General features: G+C 36.5%; 19 protein-coding genes, 1 tRNA gene and 1 pseudogene. 11 read left to right on the top strand and 10 right to left on the bottom strand.

The window, feature by feature from the left end; genetic code table 11:
• The first annotated feature begins 12 nt into the window (after positions 1–12).
• The gene (locus KBP46_RS04715; RefSeq protein WP_216444770.1) at positions 13–2,316 is read left to right on the top strand and encodes a response regulator; all 2,304 of its coding nucleotides are present in this window, start codon (positions 13–15) and stop codon (positions 2,314–2,316) included.
• A 244-nt stretch (positions 2,317–2,560) separates the two neighbouring features.
• Here KBP46_RS04715 and KBP46_RS04710 read toward each other — a convergent pair.
• Positions 2,561–2,632, bottom strand: a tRNA-Arg gene (locus KBP46_RS04710).
• Positions 2,633–2,941: 309 nt separating this feature from the next.
• Between KBP46_RS04710 and KBP46_RS04705 the strand changes: the two genes are divergently transcribed.
• From KBP46_RS04705 to KBP46_RS04670, 7 genes and pseudogenes are all read left to right on the top strand, one after another.
• Positions 2,942–3,208: a PleD family two-component system response regulator gene (locus KBP46_RS04705; RefSeq protein WP_216444769.1), complete on the top strand. Its 267-nt coding sequence runs from the start codon at positions 2,942–2,944 to the stop codon at positions 3,206–3,208.
• Positions 3,209–3,318: 110 nt separating this feature from the next.
• Entirely contained in the window at positions 3,319–4,416 is a 1,098-nt protein-coding gene (locus KBP46_RS04700) for an ATP-binding protein (RefSeq protein ID WP_216444768.1), read from the top strand.
• A gap of 5 nt (positions 4,417–4,421) precedes the next feature.
• Complete coding sequence (locus KBP46_RS04695) at positions 4,422–8,030, top strand: response regulator (RefSeq protein WP_216444767.1); 3,609 nt, start codon at positions 4,422–4,424, stop codon at positions 8,028–8,030.
• A gap of 15 nt (positions 8,031–8,045) precedes the next feature.
• Positions 8,046–8,411 (top strand): response regulator, encoded by a 366-nt coding sequence (locus KBP46_RS04690; RefSeq protein ID WP_062670121.1) that lies wholly within the window; start codon positions 8,046–8,048, stop codon positions 8,409–8,411.
• Positions 8,412–9,242, top strand: a complete 831-nt coding sequence (locus tag KBP46_RS04685) for a protein-glutamate O-methyltransferase CheR (RefSeq protein ID WP_062670119.1) — start codon at positions 8,412–8,414, stop codon at positions 9,240–9,242.
• Positions 9,243–9,253: 11 nt separating this feature from the next.
• Positions 9,254–9,822: pseudogene (locus KBP46_RS04680) on the top strand (chemotaxis protein CheB).
• A gap of 18 nt (positions 9,823–9,840) precedes the next feature.
• Complete coding sequence (locus KBP46_RS04670; RefSeq protein WP_062670114.1) at positions 9,841–10,212, top strand: response regulator; 372 nt, start codon at positions 9,841–9,843, stop codon at positions 10,210–10,212.
• A 50-nt stretch (positions 10,213–10,262) separates the two neighbouring features.
• Here KBP46_RS04670 and KBP46_RS04665 read toward each other — a convergent pair whose 3' ends face one another.
• From KBP46_RS04665 to KBP46_RS04655, 3 genes are all read right to left on the bottom strand, one after another.
• Positions 10,263–10,550: a hypothetical protein gene (locus KBP46_RS04665; protein ID WP_062670113.1), complete on the bottom strand. Its 288-nt coding sequence runs from the start codon at positions 10,548–10,550 to the stop codon at positions 10,263–10,265.
• Positions 10,551–11,036: 486 nt separating this feature from the next.
• The gene (locus tag KBP46_RS04660; RefSeq protein WP_123278374.1) at positions 11,037–11,807 is read right to left on the bottom strand and encodes an alpha/beta hydrolase; all 771 of its coding nucleotides are present in this window, start codon (positions 11,805–11,807) and stop codon (positions 11,037–11,039) included.
• Positions 11,808–11,816: 9 nt separating this feature from the next.
• Entirely contained in the window at positions 11,817–12,926 is a 1,110-nt protein-coding gene (locus KBP46_RS04655) for an epoxide hydrolase family protein (RefSeq protein ID WP_062670108.1), read from the bottom strand.
• A gap of 344 nt (positions 12,927–13,270) precedes the next feature.
• Here KBP46_RS04655 and KBP46_RS04650 point away from each other — a divergent pair, with 344 nt between their 5' ends.
• Complete coding sequence (locus KBP46_RS04650; protein WP_216444764.1) at positions 13,271–13,909, top strand: NAD(P)-dependent oxidoreductase; 639 nt, start codon at positions 13,271–13,273, stop codon at positions 13,907–13,909.
• A gap of 86 nt (positions 13,910–13,995) precedes the next feature.
• Here the strand turns inward: KBP46_RS04650 and KBP46_RS04645 are convergent, their stop codons facing one another.
• Positions 13,996–14,763, bottom strand: a complete 768-nt coding sequence (locus tag KBP46_RS04645; protein ID WP_123278371.1) for a methyltransferase domain-containing protein — start codon at positions 14,761–14,763, stop codon at positions 13,996–13,998.
• An 88-nt stretch (positions 14,764–14,851) separates the two neighbouring features.
• A complete protein-coding gene (uvrA, locus tag KBP46_RS04640; RefSeq protein WP_216445450.1) occupies positions 14,852–17,644 on the bottom strand; it encodes an excinuclease ABC subunit UvrA in 2,793 nt (930 codons plus the stop codon).
• A gap of 638 nt (positions 17,645–18,282) precedes the next feature.
• Between uvrA and KBP46_RS04635 the strand changes: the two genes are divergently transcribed.
• Complete coding sequence (locus KBP46_RS04635; RefSeq protein WP_216444763.1) at positions 18,283–20,094, top strand: TonB-dependent siderophore receptor; 1,812 nt, start codon at positions 18,283–18,285, stop codon at positions 20,092–20,094.
• A gap of 71 nt (positions 20,095–20,165) precedes the next feature.
• The gene (locus KBP46_RS04630; protein WP_062670101.1) at positions 20,166–20,882 is read left to right on the top strand and encodes a DUF2490 domain-containing protein; all 717 of its coding nucleotides are present in this window, start codon (positions 20,166–20,168) and stop codon (positions 20,880–20,882) included.
• On the opposite strand, the gene KBP46_RS04625 is transcribed toward KBP46_RS04630, so the two are convergent.
• The 4 genes from KBP46_RS04625 to KBP46_RS04610 form a co-directional block, all read right to left on the bottom strand.
• Positions 20,879–21,325 (bottom strand): phosphohydrolase, encoded by a 447-nt coding sequence (locus KBP46_RS04625; RefSeq protein ID WP_041461800.1) that lies wholly within the window; start codon positions 21,323–21,325, stop codon positions 20,879–20,881. The genes KBP46_RS04630 and KBP46_RS04625 overlap by 4 nt on opposite strands.
• A 79-nt stretch (positions 21,326–21,404) precedes the next feature.
• Positions 21,405–21,740 (bottom strand): YegP family protein, encoded by a 336-nt coding sequence (locus tag KBP46_RS04620; RefSeq protein WP_062670100.1) that lies wholly within the window; start codon positions 21,738–21,740, stop codon positions 21,405–21,407.
• 26 nt (positions 21,741–21,766) lie between these two features.
• Complete coding sequence (locus tag KBP46_RS04615; protein ID WP_120230934.1) at positions 21,767–22,081, bottom strand: hypothetical protein; 315 nt, start codon at positions 22,079–22,081, stop codon at positions 21,767–21,769.
• Between the two features lie 144 nt (positions 22,082–22,225).
• On the bottom strand, positions 22,226–24,001 hold the full coding sequence (locus tag KBP46_RS04610) for an acyl-CoA dehydrogenase family protein (protein ID WP_216444762.1): 1,776 nt from the start codon (positions 23,999–24,001) through the stop codon (positions 22,226–22,228).
• Between the last annotated feature and the right edge of the window lie 56 nt (positions 24,002–24,057).

Below are 24,057 nucleotides of genomic sequence, written 5' to 3'. Positions count from 1 at the left end.
AACACTAAGGAAATGCTTGAGGAAACAAGCTTAGTAGCCCAAGTGGGAGGTTGGGAAGCCAATATGAAGACCGGAAAGCTCTTTTGGTCTCAAAGTACAAGAGAAATTCACAAACTGAAAGATGATCTTCAGCCTACTTTCGAAACTGCCTTTGATTTTTACAAAGGAAAAAGCAAGGAGAGAATAAAATACCTTTTTAACAGAGCAATACAACAAGGAATTACTTTTGATGAGGAGTTTCAGCTTTTGCGTAATGATGGAGTTACGATATGGGTAAGAGTAAAAGGGATTCCCGAATTTGAAGGTAATAGCTGCAAAAGGGTTTTCGGAATCATTCAGGACATTGATGCCTTCAAAAAGATGTTTCTGGAGGTTACCCGCAAGGAGGCTATAATGCAGTCTTTTGCCACTGATGTTCCTGTTCCTTTGGCCATGTTTGATAAAGACCTTAATTATGTTGCCGTAAGCAACAGATGGAAGGAGGAATTTAGTATGAATAATATAGATCTTATTGGTAATAATCTTTTCACTATATCACCTAGTATACCCAAAGAAAGAAAAGAGATTTATGACAATGCGCTGTTGGGAAAAACCTACATCAACAGTGACTATACACTAAAGGTAGAAGGAAAAGAACAAATTCAGCATTACGACCTTAAAGTCGGACCTTGGTATCTTACAAAAGATGAAGTAGGAGGAGTAATTATTTCCATACAGAATATTACAAATGCTGTAAAGATAAATGAAGAACTAAAAAATGCCAAGGAAACAGCAGATATTGCCAGCAAAGCAAAATCCGAATTTCTTGCCAATATGAGTCATGAGATCAGAACTCCTTTAAACGGAGTTATTGGCTTTTCAGACCTTCTCCTCACAACACCGCTGAATGAAACACAGATGCAATATCTGAATTACATCAATGAGTCAGGGGAAAACCTGCTTAGCATTATCAATGATATATTGGATTTTTCTAAAATAGAATCCGGAAAAATGGAGCTTTTGATTGAAAAATGTGATGTTTATGACATGTTGAGCCAGGTTATCAATGTTATTATTTATCAATCCCAGAAAAAAAATATCGAACTTCTTCTCAATATTGAACCGGGTCTTCCAAAAATACTTTTTATGGATGAAGCAAGGTTAAAGCAGATCTTGATCAATCTTCTTGGGAATGCCGTGAAATTCACAGAAAAAGGAGAGATCGAGCTAAAAGTAGAGAAATTACGTATGGATGATCGTACTATTGCTTTGCGTTTCTCGGTTAGAGATACGGGAATCGGCATCCCTGTTGAAAAACAGAAATACATTTTTGATGCCTTTACTCAGGAAAACAGTTCCATCAGTAAACAATATGGTGGCACGGGTCTAGGGCTTACTATTTCGAACAATATCCTGGGATATATGGGAAGCCATTTGTCGCTGAGCAGCGCAAAGGAAAGCGGTTCTGTATTTTTCTTTGACATTGAGATTCCTTACGAGATCTCTCAATTGAGAGAGGAGGATGAAATAACGATCAAAACGGCCCTGGTGGTTGATGATAATGAAACCAACAGGATCATTCTTGAGCACATGCTTAGCTATAAGAATATCAAATCTACCCTGGCTTCTAATGGGATGGAAGCATTAGATATCTTGTTGAAAGGTGAGCGGTTCGATGTGATCCTGATGGATTATCATATGCCTCTTATGTCCGGATTGGAAACGATTGATAAAATGACAGGGCTGTTCAACCAGCGAAAAGAGACTTCCCCATTTATAATACTTTCTTCTTCTTCAGAAGAATTGAGCATATTTACCTCGGTTAGGAAAATACAAAATGCACATTTATTGTTGAAGCCTATCAAATCACATGAACTATACAAAACCTTAAAAAAAGTAGATCGAAGTTATACAGTGGAAACCGGGAAGGACCAGTCTGAAAAAGTTTCCCATTTATTTGCCCCGGAATTAGATGTGCTTTTGGTTGATGATAATGTTGTGAATATGGTCCTGAATAATAGAATGATGAAATCTCTTGCTCCCAGTATACATCTAACGGAAGCAGTCAATGGGCTGCAGGCTCTGGAGGAATGCAGGAAAAAGCAGTTTTCCATTATCCTGATGGATGTACAGATGCCAATAATGAGCGGTATTGAGGCAACACAAAATATCAGAATGCTGCCGGGATATGAACACATACCTATCATAGGCGTTACAGCCGGAAATGTGCTGGGCGAAAAAGAAAAGTGCCTTGAAGCCGGAATGAATGATTTCCTTCCCAAACCTGTAAGAAAGGCAGATCTTCTTGAGGTGCTCAAAAAATATATTAGTGTTTAGAATTTATAAAAAAATGGTGCTCGATTTCTTTCTACTAAGTTACTTTTTACTTAGAAATACTTTTACAAAAAAGATTTTATACAATTTATAAAGCAGAAGAGGCTGTCTTAAATCTTAGAAGAGATAGCCTCTTTTAAGATTGTTATTATCTTGTAATTATTCAAAATTTAATTGTCAAATTAGACGATTTATCATCAAGAGCATTCATTTTTCTTAGATGCTTAAGCAAAGAGTTCACGTTTTGTAGCCTCACCAGGGATCGAACCTGGATCTAAAGTTTAGGAAACTTCTATTCTATCCATTGAACTATGAGGCCTGGCTAAGATTATAAAATTACAAATTATTTGCCTTAGTAGCGTAATGATCAAGATGTTGATTCAAGAGAAAAACATTAACAACAAATGCTTAAGTAGGTTTTAGGAGTTTTATAATCTGGTTTTCTCTGAAATGATAGAAATTTTTTTTAGATGGGATGAGCTCCCTTAATCTCATTTTATTCCTATTTAAAGCATAAAATGTGGTATGAATTAGTTATTCATAATACTTTAAAAATTGCTACGTTTTGAAATATTGTAAGTATTTTTGAGGTTTAAATATCTGTAACTAATTATTGATTTTAACTTCTATGATTTTAATTGTTGATGACAATCAAAGTAATCTTTATTCACTGCAAAAATTACTAGAGTCCAAAGATTTTCAGGTGGAAACAGCCAATTCCGGTGAAGAGGCGCTTGCTAAAGCCCTTAAAAACGACTATGCCCTCATTATTCTGGATGTTCAGATGCCTGATATGGACGGTTTTGAAGTAGCAGAAACATTGGCAGATTACAGTAAAACAAAAGAAGTTCCCATTATATTTTATCTGCTGTTAATACAGATAAGAAATTTATAACGAAAGGCTATGCTTCCGGTGCTAAAGACTATGTCACGAAACCTGTAGATCCTGAAATTCTTTTACTGAAAGTAAAAACATTCTATAATCTTCAGGAGCAGAATATAGCAATGAAGAAGGCCCAGCAGAATCTTGAGCTGGAGGTTAAAGGAAGACGTGAATCACAAGTGACAATGAAGTCTCAGATTGACCATTTTCACTTAATGCTGGAGTCACTTCCACAAATTGCATTTACCCTTAATGAAGCCGGAACTGTGGATTTCGTGAACGGTAAATGGTATGAATATTCAGATTCTGAACAGAATTTTCCTGAAATATATCCGGATGATCCTGATATAACAGAAGAATTTGAGAGATGCAGAAAAAAAGGAAAAGCTCTTGAGCTGGAGGTCAGAATTAAAAATGTGGTTTCTGGTAATTACCGTTATCATTTGCTTAGAGTAACGCCGGTATATGATGAAGGCCGTATTAAAAACTGGGTGGGAACTTTTACCGATATTGATGATCAGAAGAAAGTTGAAAAAGAAAAAGATGAATTTTTAAGCATCGCCAGCCATGAGCTAAAGACTCCTTTAACGAGTATTAAAGCCTATGTTCAGTTGTTGGAAAGAAAATTAAAACTCGATAAAGAAAGCTCTGAAGCAGGGTTTGTAGCGAAAGTTCAGGGACAGATTGAAAAGCTGAATACCTTGATCACTGATCTGCTGGATGTTTCTAAAATAGAAAATGGCAAGCTGAAAATTAATAAAAAACCCGTTAATCTGGAAAATTTGATCAATAATGCCATTGAAACAATCATACAAACTCATGATCAGCGTGAAGTGAAAATTGAGCGTCACGGAACAAAACCGGATATTTTAATTTCTTTAGACGAAATCCGTATAGAACAGGTGCTCATCAACTTTCTGACCAATGCTATAAAATATTCACCAGATAATAATCAGGTGATTGTCACCACTTTTGTAGATGAAGAAGCTGAAGAAGTAAGAGTGAACGTAACAGACTTTGGAATTGGTATCCCGGATTTTAAACAGGATGCGGTTTTCAAAAAATTCTACCGTGTAGAAGAATCTTCACTGCAGTTTCAGGGAATGGGAATCGGGTTGTTTATCTGTTCCGAGATCATCAAACAGCACCATGGAAGTGTTGGGGTTTCCAGTATAGTAGATGAAGGCTCTACTTTTTATTTCACATTACCACTAAACTAATTTTAATGCCGAAAAAAATAATAAGAAATCTTCAGTTCGGAGTAGGTCTTTCACTTTTGATTTTAATAGCCAGCTCGTTGGCTTCTTATTGGAGTATCCAAAATCAGATGAACCACCGTGAAAATCTTTCCAAAAGCAGACGTTCTGTAACAGCGGTGAAAGACGTTCTCGTTGCTTTACTGGATGCAGAAACAGGAAACAGAGGGTATCAGCTTACCGGAAGGGAAGATTTTCTTGAACCTTATAAACGGGGATTAAGAGAATATCCTAAAGCTTTGGTACGCGCTGAATCTTTGGATATCGATGATCAGAATCAAATTCAAAGACTTGCAGGCTTAAAAGCAGCAGTTGATAAGGTAATGCAGAACCTGAAACATTTGGTTGAGAACAGACGAAGAGGCATTATCATGACGCAACAGGAAATTACTGAGGGTAAAATCTATATGGATCAGTGCCGGAAAATTGTCAATGATTTTGTACAATATGAAGAAAACCAGGTTGAAATTAAAAATAATGATCTCAACCGTTCGTCCGGTACAACTGTCCTTTTTATCCTTTTTTCCGCCGTTGCTGCAGTGGTTGTCACTGTATTTTTCTATATAAAAATGCGCGCAGATCTTATCCGAAGAGATAAGCTTGAGAAAATGCTTAAGGCAAAAGATGAAGAAATGACGCGCCGTGTAAGTGCTATTCAAAAGATTGCCAACAGAGTAGCGAATGGGGATTACAGTGAAAAAGCGGTGGATAATGCTCAGGATGATCTTGGAGATCTGGTAGAATCTCTTAATCACATGACGGAGTCTCTCAAAACCTCTTTTGATAAGATTAATAAGAGCGACTGGCGTCAGAAAGGGCTTGCGCTACTGAATGAATCCCTGGTAGGGAATAAGACTGTACAGGAAGTTTCCAATAAATCTTTAATGCAGTTGATTGAATACGGAAAATGTATTAATGGTTCTGTGTATTTATATGATGAAGGAATTTTAAAACTTAATAAAGCATTTGGACTGGAATCCAATATGAAAAAAGCTTTTGAACCCGGAGAAGGAATGGTGGGACAGGCTTTTGTTAATGCTAAGACACAGGTTTATAATAACCTTCATGAAGAAGATTTTGTGGTTACTTTTGCCAGCAGTACGATTAAAATTTACGGAATTATATTGCTGCCGCTATTTGCAGACGGCCATATAATAGGAGTATTAGAGCTTGGTTCTACTTCTAATTTTGAGGAAGACAGAATACACTATTTTGAAGAATGCTGTACCAATATAGGAATCGCCCTGAGTGCTGCAAAAAGCAGAGAAAAAGAGCAGCAATTATTGGAAGAAACACAGGCTCAATCTGAGGAATTACAGGTTCAGCACTCTGAGCTTGAAAATCTGAATACGGAGCTGGAAGCACAAACCCAGAAGCTTCAGGCATCTGAAGAAGAGCTTAAAGTACAGCAGGAAGAGCTGATGCAGGCTAATGCAGAACTGGAAGAGCGCTCCAGATTGCTGGAAGAAAAAAATCATTTAATTGCTGAACGTAATAATGAAATTCAGAAAAAAGTAGAAGAGCTGGCATTAAGTACTAAATACAAATCTGAGTTTTTAGCCAATATGTCTCATGAATTGCGTACTCCGCTGAATTCTATTCTTCTTTTATCCCGATTAATGACGGAAAATCCTGACGAAAATCTTAACGAAGATCAAATGGAATCTGCCAAAGTAATTCATAGTTCAGGCACAAGCTTATTAACCCTTATTGATGAAATTCTGGATCTTGCCAAAATAGAATCTGGTAAAATGACGCTTGAATATCAGGACGTAAACCTTGAAGAAGTGGTAAAAGACCTTAAGAGTCTTTTCAATCCTGTATTTCAGGAGAAAGCACTCCCGTTTAATATCGAAATCGATGCAAATGTACAGAAAGTGATCGAAAGTGACCGTCTGAGAATTGACCAGGTATTGAGAAATTTATTGTCGAATGCCCTAAAATTTACCACAAAAGGAAGCATCGGTTTACACATCAAGAAACATTCTGAAAAACCTGATTTTATCATATTCTCAGTGAAAGATACAGGCGTTGGAATAGCAGAAGATAAGCAAAAAATTATCTTTGAAGCATTCCAGCAGGCTGATGGATCTACCAAAAGAAAGTTCGGAGGAACAGGTTTAGGTCTGTCCATAAGCCGTGAAATAGCAAGACTTCTTGGAGGTGAATTGGTTCTGAAAAGTGAGATAGACAAAGGAAGTGAATTCAGCTTTATTATTCCTGCACACGCGGTGACAGAGATTATACATTCTGAGACAGATCAGGATCTTGTAGAGGTGATTCGTGAAGATGTGGAAGAAATTCAGAATATTCTTGATGAAGGAGAACCAAAAGTAATTCCGGTAAATACCCTTGAAATTCCTGAAGATGTAGCAGACGACAGAGAAAATATTCAGGAAGGAGATAAAGTCATTCTGATTATTGAAGATGATATCAATTTTGCAAAAGCTTTATTGAAATATGCCCATCTGCAGAGCTATAAAGGAGTGGTTGTGGTAAGAGGAGATTATGCTCTTTCAGCGGCTCAGAAGTACCATCCGCATGCTATTTTACTGGACGTTCAGCTTCCTGTGAAAGATGGCTGGGAGGTCATGGATGAACTGAAATCTGATCCTTATATCAAACATATTCCGGTTCATATGATGTCTGTTCTTCATCTTAAAAAAGAAAGTCTGATGAAAGGTGCCGTTGACTTTATTAATAAACCGGTAGCACTGGATAAAATGACTGACGTTTTCAGAAAGATTGAAGAAGCCTTAAAAAAAGGATCTCAAAAAGTGCTGATTGTTGAAGAAAATGCCAAACATGCCAGTGCATTGTCTTATTTCCTGAGCAATTTTAATATCTCTTTATCTGTAGAACATACGGTAGAAGATAGTGTAAAAGCTCTGACTTCTGATCTTGTAGACTGCGTTATTCTGGATATTGCGAGCGCAAAAGGAAATGATTATCACGTCATAGAATCTATCAAAAGCCATGAAGGACTGGAAAACCTTCCCATTATCATCTTTACAGAACACCATTTATCTAAAGAAGAAGAGCTTAAAATAAAGCAATACGCAGATTCAATTGTTGTAAAAACAGCGCATTCGTACCAAAGGATTTTGGATGAAGTAGGATTGTTCCTGCATCTGGTGGAAGAAAAAAATAATTCCGCAGAAAGTACTGCAGGCAGAATGCTGGGATCCCTAACAGAGGTTCTGAGTGGTAAAAAGGTTCTGATTACCGATGATGATGTCCGCAATATTTTTTCTTTAACCAAAGCACTGGAAAAATATAAAGTAGAGGTTATTGTAGCCATGGACGGAAAGCATGCTCTGGAGCAAATTCACCACAATTCTGATATAGACGTGATCTTAATGGATATGATGATGCCGGAAATGGATGGTTATGAAACCATAAAGCAGATCAGAAAAATGCCGGCATTTAAAAAACTGCCTATTATAGCGGTAACCGCAAAATCAATGATTGGAGACCGTGAGAAATGCATTACAGCAGGTGCTTCGGATTATATCTCAAAACCAGTAGATATTGATCAGCTGTTATCGCTGCTTCGTGTTTGGTTGTATGAAAGTTAAACAGATAAAATTCTGATGAAAAAGAAAATTTTAATTGTGGATGATGATCCACGTAATATATTCGCATTGAAACTCACCCTTAAGGCCCGCGGATATGCAGTAGAAACCAGTACGATGGCTCAGCAAGCTTTAGATATGCTAAAAGCTGATCCTGATTTTTCAATGGTGCTTATGGATATGATGATGCCGGGAATAGACGGATATGAAGCCGTAAGAATCATAAGAAATACGCCTGAAATTAAAGATATACCAGTTATTGCAGTAACCGCACAGGCTATGCCTGAAGACCGTGAGAAATGTATTGAGGTAGGCGCTGATGATTATGTTTCAAAGCCTATTGATGTAGACCTTTTACTAATGGCAATAGAAAAACTTTCATAGATGCTGGAACCAAGTATCGTAAAAGATGGAGAAATAGAATATCTGATCAACGATGTCTATGAGATGTATGGCTATGACTTTTCAGGTTATAGCAGGGCTTCGTTTAAAAGAAGGGTAAACAGGATATGTCTTTTGGATAGGTTTACCAGCTTCGCGGAACTTAGGTATACCCTTATGAATGATGTGGAATATCTAAAACGTTTTGTAGAAGAAGTTACAGTAAATGTTACAGAAATGTTTCGGGATCCTTCTTTTTTCAAAGCATTACGTGAGAAAGTTCTGCCACAATTAGGCACTTATCCGCTGATTAGGATCTGGATTGCGGGTTGCTCTACGGGAGAAGAAGCCTATTCTATTGCTATTTTATTGAAAGAGGCAGGGTTGTATGATAAATCCCTGATTTATGGTACAGATTTAAATCCCGCAGTTCTTGAAACTGCCAGAGCCGGTGTTTTCCCGTTATATCAGATGAAATTATATTCTGAAAATTATATGCTTTCAGGAGGAAAACGTGATTTTTCAGATTACTATACGGCCAATTATGATAGTGTAAAATTTGATAAAAGCTTACAGGAAAAACTTATTTTATCTACGCACAACCTGGTTTCAGACAGTTCTTTCAATAGCTTTCAGCTGATTATATGCAGAAATGTTCTGATCTATTTTGATAGAGAACTGCAGGAAAGAGTTTTTAAACTTTTCGATAATAGTCTGGAAAATTTAGGTTTTCTGGCTTTGGGAGCAAAAGAAACACTCAGGTTTTCCACTATTGAAAAGAATTACCATCAGATTGAAGACCAGAAAATCTGGAAAAAGCTTGATCATCATTAATAACCAATGCTATGGAATCACAGAAAAACATTGAATTAATTGTTATAGGAGGATCAGCAGGCAGTTTACAGGTCATTATTGAAATGATCAAAAACCTGAATGATATTCTGAAAATCCCAATCGTAGTGGTGGTTCACCGTAAAGCCCAATCCGGAGACATTCTGAGAACCTTATTACAGCAGTTCACGAAAATACCGGTGATAGAAGTAGAAGATAAAACTGAAATAGACAATAATGCGATTTATATTGTTCCGGCAGATTATCATTTGCTGTTTGAGAATAAGAAAAATATGTCATTGGACAGCTCAGAAAAAATGAATTATTCCCGTCCTTCAATAGATGTTACCTTCAGGTCTGCAGCAGAAATTTATGGAGAGAATATGATTGGAGTTCTTCTGTCCGGAGCCAATGCTGATGGAGTAGAAGGACTTTGTTATATTAAAAAAATAACGGACAGGTATGGATCCAGGATCCTGAAACGGCAGAAGTGGAATATATGCCCAAACATGCCGTAGAAGAAATAGATTATGACCAAATTATCAAACCGGATAATCTGGCAGATTATATCAATCAGTTGTAATAGAATAACCTAAATAATATGAGCAAAAAGAAAATTTTAATTTTTGATGATGACGCTGCTATTTTGGAAGTGATTACCATCATATTTGAAGAGAATGGCTACGAGGTCAGAATCTCAGAAACTTCACATGATATTCTGGAGAAAGTGGCCGAATATCATCCCGATGTTATTCTGATGGATAACTGGATTCCGAAAATTGGAGGAGTGGAAGCCACAAAACTTCTGAAAAACAGTGAAGAATTCAATCACATTCCTGTCATTTATGTTACGGCAAACAATGATATTGCTGCTTTAGCTTCCGAAGCAAAGGCAGATGATTATGTTTCAAAACCTTTTAATCTGGATGATCTTGAAGAAATGGTGGCAAAGCATATAAAAGAGCAGGTGTAAATCTTTCGATTTTCCAAATAAAAAATCTCTCAAATTTTGAGAGATTTTTTTTATGTATTATTCAGAGCAGAAATCATTTGACTTTTTGTTACGTGATAACTGTTGACGTTATGAATTAAAGAGCGTAATAAAAGATAGAGCTGCGGGTTTTCCATAATGGTATGAGAAAATGTCTGCACAAGAATTAATTTTTTTGAAACTATATTATGTGCAGTGATATATTCAGAGCTAAGATCAATGTCAATATTTAATTCCTTATTCACCTTAAGTTTAAAATATTCATCTATTAAATACTTATCATTAATCAGGTCTAAAGATTCTATTTTCGTTTCGTCCATATTGTTGATAATTAAACTGTAAAATACAAATGTTATACCGTACTGGGGAACAATATGAGGAGATTATAACATTATAAAGAGCAATCTGATTAAAATGAATTTTGCATTGATGATAGGTTTTCTGACCGGCTCTTTAATACAGTTTGGAATAAATAGATGTTCAGGGATTCAAAAACTCTAAAAATCTTTATTTGAAAGGATATATGGATAAAAGAATCTACCCTTTAGGGGTAGATCCAGTAGATAAATACATCTCATTTTTTTAATTAGACAACAATAAAAAGCACAGCCGACAATGCTGTGCTTAAATTTTTATTTCAAATTTAATTGCAATTTCAAGAGTAGTAAGAAAAGCAAATAAAGTTTCCACTTCGATGTTTATTACATAGTAAATGTAGCAATTATTTTAATACGAAATATGAATTAAATGTTAAAATTCACAAGTTATCCACATTTTTTGTGGATAACTTGTGGAGCTTTTTGAAATTACTGTTCAGAAAGATATTTTAAAACAAAATCATTTAAGACTCTTTTCTCTTCATCACTGCCTTTATTATCCATATGACTATGATTAATGGAGGTTTTTTGTACTGTCATAGAATACTTGTTTTGTTCTACCTCATTTGGAAGTACGCCTTCATCAGCCGGATAATCATTAGAACGCAGAGTATATACTTTAGGAACAGAAGTTCTGGGCAGAAACATTCTGCGGTTGTCGATTGTAATCAGTTTATATACTAGGTTAGGATGCTGATTTGCGAATAATGCTGTCATATCACCACCATTGGAATGGCCTATTAAGGAAAGATGTTTATAATCCAGTTCTGGTTTCATCTTTTTAAGTTTATTCAGTACAAAAAGAATATTATCCGAACCATTCTGCCAGAAAGGCCTTCTCACCATTTGTAAATTTCCTTCAGTGGGCAACAGATGGTCTGTTGTAAGTTCATGCTGGATACTGACCGTAAAATAACCTTTTGAAGCCAGTTTTTCAGTCAAATAAGAGTAGACAAAATAATCGCCACCCTTATTAAAACCATATCCGTGATTAAAGATAATAACCTGTTGATTGGGAATCTTTTTATCCGTTTTAGGGTGATACAAGGCTACAGGAATCTTCCGGTTTCTGCTCTGGTCAAAGAAGGTTAAAGTATCCAGTCTTACTTCATAATCATTACTTTCAGTATTTTTCTTTTGTATAGTACAGCTCATCATCAAAACAGAAACTGTAAGTAGGGCAGATATATTATATTTCATACATTGTTTTTATGGGACAGAATAAAAAAATGATCTCAGTTCATCTGCAAATAGATGAGGTAATTCTAGGGCGGCAAAATGGCCACCTTCATTCATCTTTTTAAAGCTGGTGACATTCACAAAACGTTCTGCCCATTCTTTTGGAAACTGGGCTTCGCGTGGAAATACAAGTACTCCTGCAGGAACGCTGCTTTTTTGATGAACCTGTGTTCCGCTCCATAAAGCCGCTGCATCTTCCTTATACATTCTGGCAGAAGAACCAATGGTTTGTGTGACCCAATAAATCATAATATTAGTAAGTAATTCGTCTCTGCCCCCAAATGCTGCTTCAATCAGCTCCGGAGAAGCTCCTGCATTGGTAAAGCTAATGATCCAGGCTGCCAATCCGACAGGAGAATCATTGAGACCATAGGCCAGCGATTGAGGTTTGGTAGACTGTACCATGGCATAAGCTCCTTCGCTGTACCACCACTGCTGAACAAACTGCGCGAATTCCTGTTCTTCTTTACTCATTGTGGTGAAATCTTCCTGACCGGTAGGGTATCCCACATCGGTAAGATGAACAGCTTCCAGGACTTCGGGGTATTTTGAAGTCAGTGCTTTTACTACGCCCATGCCGATATCTCCTCCTGCAGCATAAAATTTTTTGTAGCCAAGTACTTCTGTCATTAATTTTTTCCAAAGATCAGCGACTCTTTCGCTGCTGACTGCTGTTTTATCAGAAAAACCAAATCCCGGAATGGAAGGGATAACCAGATCAAAACTCTTTTCGCCTTCTGTAAGCAATGGGATAATTTTATGAAAACGGTAATAGCTATCCGGCCAGCCATGAGTAAGAATCAATGGTTTTGGGTTAGGACCTTTTCCCCTTATGTATTGAAAATGAATTAGAATTCCGTCTATCAGTACGATATACTGAGGATGCTGATTCAATTGCTGTTCGCGCATTCTCCAGTTATAATCATTGATCCAGTAATGGGTAAGTTCTTTTAGGTAAGTTTCGTTGGTTCCGTAGTTCCAGCCTGAGCCTTCAGGTTCTCCGGGCCAGCGGGTATTTTGCAGGCGATTTTTAAGATCGGTGATCACCGATTCAGGGATGTTTACTGTAAAGGGTTCCATATTATTATATTTTATTAGTGTAGATGTTTTTGATGGAATGTGCTGGTAATAAGCCTATTATCAAAGTTAAAAACTTTCTCTTTTAATATATGTTGTCAAAATCATAATTTTTTGATTTTTTTAATAAGGAAAATAAGTAACTTTAATTCATTAAAATCTCGTAATACATATTACTATGAGTCAGGTGTTACTTTTAAGCCTGAACATCTTAGGTTCAATTTTCTGAACCCTATATACCTATTATTCTTATCTAAAGAAAAGACAATTCATCTTTTATAATACTAATGGTCATTAGCGGTGAATCAGCTGCTGATTATTGATATTTAATATTAAAAAAAATCATTATGAAAATCCATAAAATTGCCATCATCGGCGGAACCGGAAAATCCGGACAATATCTGGTACAAAACCTTCTTGAGAAAGGATATCATCTTAAACTTTTATTAAGGCATCCCAAGAATTTCACCCTTCAAAATCCATTAATTGAAGTGGTAAAAGGAGATGCAAGGGATACAACAGCGATCGATAAATTGATTCTAGGAACTGATCTTGTCATGAGTACTTTAGGGCAGCCAAAAGGAGAGAAGTCTATTTTTAGTGATGCTACAAAAAATATCATTTCTGCAATGAGTCATCATGGAATCGGTCGCTATATTGTAACTACAGGCTTGAGTGTAAATACACCGTCCGATCATAAAAATGAAAAGGTAAAAATGGCGACAGACTGGATGTATCAGAATTACCCTGAGACTACAACTGATAAACAAAAAGAATATGAACTTCTTCTGGAGAGCAACCTAGATTGGACCTTGGTAAGACTACCTCTGATTCATCTTACAGAGGACCGTTTTCCAACGGAAATAAGCCTTACAGACTGCAAAGGAGAAAATATCAGTGCCGTAGATCTTGCTGATTTTTTAGCTTCTCAGATTGAAAATTCTGAGTATATCAGGGAAAGTCCGTTCTTGTATAATATAAAATAGTAAAGAATCTATAAAGACGAAGCTGCCACAAAAGCCAAATAATTTGGCTTTTGTGGCAGCTTTCTTTTATGGGGGATCAAGATTTTCTATTTCTTACGGCCATACATCAGGATGCGCTTGAATGCATAGATAGCCGGATATTTCGTAAACCTTTTGGCGATACGAGATTTAAATTCGGAGATGAATTGTTCTTTCTGTTCTCCTTCCAGACGTTCTACATAAGGTAACAATGCTGTTCCTGAAATAAAGGTGTATAAAGCCTCGTGATCATTCGCAATGATGGGATATACTTTCTGAAATATTTCAATATCCTGAATTCCGTTATCAAATAATATCTGGGCATAATCATCCATTGAAAGCACCGGAGAATCTCGGTTAAAATGATTTAATTGGGATGCATAAGGCTCCTCATCTGCCATTTCCGTTAGAATCTGGTTCAGAATATTTTCTTTCTGGACGGGCATTTGTATGGCTAACTGTCCATTCTCTGAAAGTAATCCAATGATTTTAGGAAATAAAGTTTCGTGATCATCAGCCCACTGTAAAGCGGCATTACTGAAGACAAGATCCCATTTCTGATCAGACAGTGCTGCTTCTTCAATACTCTGAAGCTTAAAATGTAAATGATCGTTTTCAAATTTCTTTGATTTTTCAAGCATTTCTGCTGATGAATCAATTCCTAAGAATGTAGAACCTGTGAGTTTTTCCGTTAGAATAGAGGTTTGTTCTCCGGTTCCACAGCCTAAATCAATAGCTTTTATATTATTTTCAGGCTTAATTAATGCTGCTAAATCATAAAAGGGTTTGTAACGTACATCTTTGTATTGATCGTATAATTCGGGATTCCAAGGCATAAAGAATAATTTTGTAATGGGTTAATAAGTTGAATAAAGATAAAGAATCTAAATAAAAATCGGCTGTTTTTAAAACAGCCGATTGTATTTATTGTTCCAATTTTTCTTTGATGTATTTTGCCGTATAGGACTTTTTATTTTTAGTCAGATCTTCAGGTGTTCCTGCAAATACAACTTCGCCACCATGTTTTCCGGCTTCCGGACCGATATCGATAATATAATCGGCACATTTGATGATATCAGGCTGATGCTCAATAACAATCACTGAATGTCCAAGATCAATCAAAGCCTGTAATGACTTCAGTAATTTCTGAATATCATGGAAGTGAAGCCCTGTAGAAGGTTCGTCAAAGATGAATAATGTTTTATCTGTGGTTACTCCTTTTACAAGGAAAGAAGCCAGTTTCACACGTTGTGCCTCACCACCTGAAAGGGTAGAAGAGCTTTGTCCCAGCTGCAGGTAGCCTAATCCTACTTCCTGCAAAGGTCTCAGCTTTGTTACAATCTTTTCTTCATTATTATCTTTAAAGAATTCCAATGCTTCATCTACGGTCATATGAAGAATATCAGAGATGTTTTTTTCATCAAATCTTACTTCAAGGATTTCATTTTTGAATCGGGTTCCTTTACAAACTTCGCATTCAAGCTCGATGTCTGCCATAAACTGCATAGACACATTGATTACTCCTTCTCCTTTACATTCATCACATCTACCTCCATCCACGTTGAAAGAGAAATGCTTAGGCTTGTAACCCATCATTTTGGCCACTTTCTGCTTGGCAAAAAGATCACGGATATCATCGTAAGCCTTTAGATAGGTGACAGGGTTTGAACGGGATGATTTTCCAATCGGGTTCTGATCAATCAATTCAATATTTTTGATCAGTTTTTTCGGGAATTCTACAGAATCATAGTCTCCTTTTTTACCACCCATTCCAAGTTGGATCTGGATGTCATTGGTAAGGATCTCTTTCATCAAAGTAGACTTTCCACTTCCTGAAACTCCGGAAATGACTACCAGACTTTCCAAAGGAACGTCTACATCTATATTTTTAAGGTTATTCTGACGCGCACCTTTAATATGAATCCATTCTTTTCCTTTTCTTCTTTTTTTCGGAACTTCAATTTCAAGTCTTCCCGTAAGATATTCTGAAGTAAGGGTATTGGCTTTTTTCAAGTCTTTATAATCACCGGCAAATACCAGTTCGCCACCAAGATAACCTGCTTCCGGACCAATATCAATAATATAGTCTGCCGCTCTCATCACATCCTCGTCGTGTTCTACTACAATAACGGTATTTCCAAGGTCACGAAGATTTTTCAATACTTCGATCAGGTTTTCGGTGTCTTTAGAGTGCAGTCCGATAGAAGGTTCATCCAATATGTAAATAGAACCGACCAGAGAACTTCCTAAACTGGTTGCTAAGTTAATTCTCTGGCTTTCTCCTCCTGAAAGGGTATTGGACGTTCTGTTTAAGGTTAAATATCCTAATCCTACCTTTAATAAAAATTCCAGGCGGGTGGTGATTTCATAGATCAGTCTTTTGGCTACTTCTTTGTCATGATCAGAAAGCTTCAATCCATTAATGACAGGAGCCAGCTCATCCAAAGGAAGCTCAATCATCGATTGAATATTGTGTCCGTCTACTTTTACCCAGCTTGTTTCTTCACGAAGTCTCAAACCTTCACATGTCGGGCAAAGGGTTTTTCCTCTGTAACGGGAAAGCATTACTCTGTACTGGATTTTATAAAGGTTTTCTTCAAGCATCTTGAAGAAATTGTTGATGCACGGGAAATTACTCCTTCCGTCACCTTTCCAAAGGAAGTTTTTCTGTTCTTTTGTTAATTGATGATAAGGTTTGTGGATAGGGAAATCACCTGCTTTTTTGATGAAATCTTTTTTCCATTCGCTCATCGTTTCTCCTCTCCAGCAGACAACAGCATCTTCGTAGATGGATAATGTTTTATTAGGAACTACAAGATCCTCATCAATTCCAATTACTTTTCCATACCCTTCACACGCCGGACATGCTCCGTATGGATTATTAAAGCTGAAAAAATGAACGTTGGGTTCAAGGAACTCCATGCCGTCCAACTCAAATTTATTGGAAAATTCTTTTACTTTTTCTGTATCGATGTTCTTTAGTGAACAATATCCGCGTCCCTCATAGAACGCCATTTGTATAGAGTCTGCAAGTCTCTGTAAAAAACTTTCGTCTTCTTCGTATGAGAAACGGTCGATGACAAGATTAATAGTCATTCCTTTTTCAGGAGTAAAACCAAAACTTTCAAGGTCTTCAATTCCTGCAACATTTCCATTGATTTCAAGCCTTGTGAAACCTGCCAGTTTTAAAATATTTAAGGTTTCTTTGAAATTGTCAACATCATATTCCAAAGGAGCAGTTAATAGAAAGGAAGTATCTTTTTTTGAAGCCTTGATGAAGTCGACTACATCAGAAACCGAATCTTTCTTCACTTCTTCTCCGGAAACCGGTGAAAAGGTTTTCCCGATCCTTGCAAATAAAAGCTTCATATAATCGTAGATCTCTGTAGAAGTTCCCACAGTAGAACGCGGATTGGAAGAAATTACTTTCTGCTGTATGGCAATAGAAGGTGCAAGTCCTTTGATATCGTCCACTTTTGGTTTTTCTAATTTTCCCAAAAACTGACGGGCATAAGAGCTTAAACTTTCTACATATCTTCTCTGTCCTTCTGCATAAATAGTATCAAAGGCCAAAGAGGATTTTCCACTTCCTGAAACACCTGTAATAACAATAAGTTTATTTTTCGGAATCAGGACGTCTATATGTTTCAGATTGTTAAGATGTGCATTCTTAACGAAAATCTGTTTCTTTATGTCTATTTCTGTTGTGTTAGCCATATTTTGTTTATTCATAAAAGTAACTGTAAAGCATTAAAACTTTCAGTATAATGGTGTTTTGCCTTAGAATTTTCCCAGGCTGTCATCAATTGAACTTTTGCCGGTATTCCCAAATTCATCTGATATTCTGCAGCTGTAATTTTTTAGATTGCCGATAGAATTACCGTTGAAAAAGAATGCTTTCATCGTAAAATTAAGACCCACAAAATTACGAAATTTTAGCGAAAAATTTACGCTTATCTTATTGTTAAAAATTGTTATTATCAACATGAAATAAGAAGGCGAAAAAGGAAATAAATCTGTTGATGAACGATAAAAATGAATATTTTTTGTGGACTTAATGTTGTTTTACGGTTTATTTTACAGTGTTTTTTATAATTTTTAAAATATATTGTGTTTTTTTGTTTAACTATTGTTTTATGTTGTAAAATTATTTAAAATTGTAGCCGTAAATATGTAATATAGAAATGAGAAAATTATTCAGAGATCTAGTTACACATTTAATGAGAAAAAGATAGAATTACTCCCTCACACAGATGCAGCATTACGTTGCATCTTTTTTTATGACAACTATCATTTGCCTGTCTTGGTGAACTCTCTTACTTTTGGACTCTGTTAAAAAAACTACGGAAACGATTATGATCAAAAAGATAGGAAGTGCTTTTTTTCTGGGATCTTTACTTTGGGTAAATGCACAGGAAAAGACAACAGATATTGAAAGCATCCAATTTCAGGGAAAATTTATCTCTACACCTTATAAAAGTGCCAATCAGAACATCAGTGTTATCACCAGAGAAGACATTGTAAATTCTCCGGCTAAAAGTATAGACGAAATCCTTCAACAGGTGCCAGGAATGGATATCAGAAGGAGAGGGGCTAATGGTGTGCAGAGCGATATCGGTTTTCGTGGTAGTTCTTTTGAGCAGGTTCTTCTGTTGTTGAACGGAATCAGGATGAATGATTCCCAGACCGGACATAATAATATGAATATTCCGGTAGATCTGGATGAGGTAGAAAAGATAGAAATCATAAAAGGTCCGGCTGCAAGACGTTTCGGACAGAATGCTTATGCCGGTGTTATCAATATCGTTACCAAAACTACCCCAGGGAAAAAAGTAAAAATCAGTGCAGAGGGTGGAGATTACGGCAGCTATGGTCTGGGATTTAACGCGCAGATCGGAAATGAAAAATTTACCAACTCCCTTCAGGCAAATTCTGCTTCTTCAGAAGGATATATGTTCAATACAGATTATGAAATCAGGAATGTATTTTATCAGGGAAAGCTGAATATCAAAAACGGAGATGTAAGAGTACAGGCCGGGTTTTCGGAAAAGAAATTCGGAGCCAATGGTTTTTATGCTTCCAGTGCTGCTACCAAACAGTATGAGGAAACACAGGCCTCTATTGTAAGTGTAGCTCATCAGCAGACTTTTGGAAAGCTGAAGCTTAACTCTAATGTGTATTGGAGAAGAGGGCAGGATATGTATCTTTATGACAGATGGAATCCGGATTTTTACCGAAATATGCACATCGGAAATAACGTAGGTGGAGAAGTGAATTCCAGCTATCAGTGGGGGTTGGGAATAACCGGAATTGGTGTTGAACTGAGAAAAGAATTTTTAATAAGCAGTAATTTGGGTGACCGAAACCGTTTTATATCTCAGGTTTTCTTTGAACATCATTTTTCATTACTGGATAAAAAACTGAACATCAGTCCGGGAATTTCATGGGCTAATTATTCTAAAGAAGGAAATTTCTTTTATCCGGGGCTTGACGTAGGTTATAACTTTAATACTAATTCTAAAATCTACGGAAATATCGCAAAAGTACACCGTGTACCCACTTTTACCGAACTTTATTATGTGAGTAAAACGGAACAGGGAAATCCGGATTTACAGCCTGAAAATGCTTTGTCATCAGAGATAGGTTATCAATATCAAAATAACAGAATTTTAGCAAAAATAAGTGGATTTCTTAGGAATTCCAGCAACTCTATTGACTGGGTAAAAAAAGACCTTAGTGATAAAGTATGGTATGCCCAGAATGTAGGAGATATCAAAACAAAAGGAGTCGAAGCCGAGTGGAGCCACAGACCGACAGACTGGTTAAAATATACAGTAGGATATACTTATATTGATAGTAAATATGAAGAAAAAGCTGGTGTGATTTCAAGATATATTCTGGACAATCTGAAGCATCAGTTTGTGTCCAAGTTAGAGGTGAAATTCCTGAAAAACTTTACCAATGAGCTTGTTTACCGTTACAATGAAAGAGTCAATCTGGGAACCTATAATCTTGTAGATGAGAAGCTGAGTTTTGCTAAGAAAGATTATTCAGTGTATGTGTTGATTAACAATTTGACCAACACAAAATATACCGAAGCATTTGGGGTGGGAATGCCGCAAAGGTGGTTCCACATTGGGTTTTCTTATACAATTAATATTAAGTAGGTGTTAATTTAATATTAATGAAAGTTAATATTAACAAATTGTTAAAAAATATACATTTGCAAAAATTTTTTATGAAACGTCTTATAGGCTTAGGTTTATTACTTGGAATATCTTTTTTTAAAGCGCAGGAACACATTTCCAGCTTCAATGCAGTGACTCTGACCTATAAGTTTCATCCGAAATTTTTCCTTTATGCTGAAGGGCAGATGCGTGGTAACGAAGATTATACCTACCCTGATTATTATGAAATAAAAGGGGGGCTAGGGTATAATCTTACCAAAAACCACAAACCTTTTGTAGGACTGGGAAGGTATGTTAACTATAAAGAACATAGCCTGAGCAGAGAGGAGTTCAGGGTATGGCTTCAGGACGTTATTGATATCAAGAAAGGTATCGTAAAGTTTGAAAACCGTTTCCGTGCTGAAAAGAGCTGGTTTTACGAGCCAAAAACAGATCAGACTTCCCAGAGAATGCGTTACAGATACCGTCTGAACGTTAGTGTTCCTTTGAACGCTAAAACCATTAAGAAAGGAACTGTTTTCGCTAATGCTTATGACGAGGTTTTCTTTGTCTCTCCGATGAAGCCTACTTTCGCCAGAAACAGAGTCTATGGCGGTTTCGGCTATCAGATCGATGATTATTTCGGAATCGTGAGCGGATATCTGTGGCAGCGTGAATTTGAAGCAAAAGGAAACAAAAATTTACATTTCGTTTACCTTGCGTTAAATATCAATATCGATGGAACAGATCATCACACGAAGAGTTACGATTTCCCGGGTGCGGATTAATATTTCTCTATCAGATAGCGATAGGCTTTCAGATATTTATTGAATCTTTTGATATCCTTAGGAGTAAGCTCTCTGTTTACTCTTCTGAGATCCATATTATCACGAAGATCATTTAGTTTTACAGCTACAGAAAGGAGAGATCGTTCCGTTCTTTTAATGAATTCATCATAGTCTTCTTCCGGATCAAGCTTTGTAAGGCAGCTGATGGCAAAAATAATATATTCAGGAAATCCTTCCGACCTTAAATAGTCCAGACTAAACTCCTGTGGATGGTCTTCTACAACATCGTGAAGTACTCCAACGATTTTTTCATCCAGTGTTTTACCATAGTTCATCACCCGCATTACGTGGGCAATGTAGGGAGCATGGTATTTATCGGTTTGTCCTTTATGAGCCTTATCGGCGATTTTGATTGCTTTATTCAGTAATTCTTCTTTTGTCATTTCTAATGAAAAATAGAGTACAAAAATAAAAAATGCCTTAAAAAAATAAGACATTTTATGAAGAATATTTTATATGATTTTAAAAGTCTGTTTCGTCCTCTATATGAGCATGAGGAGCATTGTTTTTTACAGATTCTATTCCGTTTTCCATACCATTGTCAGATTCATACATCTGGCTGGTTCCGATGATCTGTCCGTTTCCGGCTTTTAGATTAAAATAACATCTGCCGTCATTGGCTGTATTTCTTTCAAATTTTGCGTCTTCCTGTGCATTGAGTTTTACGGATCCGATTCCGCTTTCACAGGAAGGTTTGGTACTGTATCCCTGGCTGGTTAAAATAACCTGCCCGTTTCCAGCTTTGAGGTTGAACTGAAAGTCTCCGTTTGTTCTTTTAGAGATAATAAATTTTCCCATGGTAATAGTTTTTAGTTTGTGTTATGTTATTTGGATGGTAGTATTTTTTTCCGATTGACCTGAAGCTTATCTGGAGTAATCGAATTTAGAATTTTATATTGTGAATAATCCTTTGAAGATTCTTTTAAAGCCAGATAAAGAATTGTATCATTGGGCTTAACCGTTAATATTTTGTAAAGTTCTTTTTGAGGTTGATCGGGTTTCAGAGCAAAATATCCCGGGAATTTCCCTTTAGCAACAATTTTTGTGGTATCCATCTTGGGAACAGGAAGTAAATTATCTTTTTTTTGTGCTGAAAAAGTAACGGAAATAAGGAGTATTGGAAATAATAAAATTTTCATGTGTTAGTTATTTTAAAATAAAAATAATAATTTTTTTTGAATAACCTTGCTAAATACCATTAATTTAAATGGATGTCATAACTGATAAAGATCAAAAAAGCGCCCCAAAATTGGGACGCTGAATCAAATTTATGTTATTAAAGATTAATAAGATCCTTTCTCGATATAGTGAGCGGCTACTTTTTCAGTAAGCGCTACTACATTCGGATGGTTGGTATATTTAGTGAATCTTCTTAATCCAGAAAGCATCATTCTCTGCTCATCTCCTTCAGCAAAAGAAACAATTCCTTCTTTAGCTGCAGTGATGATTTTCTCTACAGCTTTGTAAAGATTTAACTGAGCCATAGCTGCTTCTACAGATTCAGGAGAGAAGTGTTTCTCTGCTCTTAGTACTGCAGATTCTGCCATGTAGATCTGGTTAAGGATTTCAGATGCATTCAATAATAAATGCTGTTGTTTTTCAATATCCATCATATATTTCTGAAGAGCTGCTCCGGAAACCATTAGGAATACTTTCTTAAGGTTTGCGATAATTGTTTTTTCTTCGCTCATGAATTCTGAATAATCAGGAACTTCAAATGAAGGGATACCCATCAATTCTTTGCTGATGGCCATAGCAGGTGATAAAAGATCCAATTCACCTTTCATCGCTCTTTTAATAAGCATTCCTACGGCTAATAATCTGTTGATTTCGTTGGTACCTTCATAGATTCTTGAAATTCTTGAATCTCTCCATGCAGCTTCCATAGGAGTGTCTTCAGAGAATCCCATCCCTCCGTACACCTGGATTCCTTCGTCTGCTGTGTGCTGGGCAAGGTCAGAAACGAATACTTTAAGGATTGAGCATTCTACCGCGAATTCTTCAACACCTTTCAGTTCTGCTTCCTGATGGCTTAATCCACCTGCTACTAATTCGTCAATTTTATCCTGAACGTTTTTAGCTGCTCTGTAAGAACCTGCTTCACTTACGAAAACTCCGGTTGCCATTTCAGCAATTTTCTTTCTGATCGCTCCGAAAGTAGCGATTGAAACACCAAACTGTTTTCTTTCGTTAGAGTACTGGATAGAGTGGTTTAAAATTCTTCTCTGTGCATCAAGACATGCTGCAGCCAATTTGATACGGCCTACGTTCAATGCATTCAAAGCGATCTTGAAACCATTGTTTCTTTCTCCTAAAAGATTTTCCACAGGAATTTTCATATCATTGAAGAAGACCTGACGGGTAGAAGAAGCACGGATACCTAATTTATGTTCTTCTTCTCCGAAAGTTAAGCTTTCAGGGTTTTCAAGTTCCGATCTGTTGATGACAAATCCTGTGATATTTTTATCATCATCAATTTTAGCAAATAATGTAAATGTATCTGCAAATCCTGCATTGGAGATCCACATTTTCTGACCGTTGATGATATAATGTTTTCCGTCTTCGGAAAGTTTTGCTTTTGTTTTTCCTGAATTGGCATCAGAACCAGCATCTGGCTCTGTCAAACAGTAAGCTCCGAATTTTGTTCCCGTTGCTAAATCCGGAAGGTATTTTTTCTTCTGCTCTTCAGTTCCGTAAAGAACGATTGGCAGGGTTCCAATTCCGGTGTGTGCACCATAAGCTGTAGCCAATGAACCTGTAGTTCCTGATAGATAATCACAGGCAAGCATTGTAGTCACAAAGCCCATTCCAAGACCTCCGTATTCTTCAGGAACCGCGATTCCCAACATTCCCATTTCTCCCAGTTTACGCATGGTCTCTTCAGTAAATGCGTAATCTTTCTTCTCAAAACGTTCTCTTTGAGGAACTACTTCTCTATCTATAAATTCCTTCGCAGAATCACGAAGCATCTTTTGTTCTTCATTCAGTTCTTCAATACTGAAAATTTCGTTTGCAGGAATCTGTTTGATCAGGAATTCCCCGCCTTTTAATGTAGCCATATATTATTTTGTTTTTTAAATTTTTTGAGACATTCAGATAATAGACGGATAGATGA

The organism is Chryseobacterium sp. PCH239, from assembly GCF_018924625.1.
GTDB lineage: Bacteria > Bacteroidota > Bacteroidia > Flavobacteriales > Weeksellaceae > Chryseobacterium > Chryseobacterium cucumeris.
Note: the sequence above shows the minus strand (reverse complement) of the source record. Positions and strands in the feature narration are given on the sequence as shown.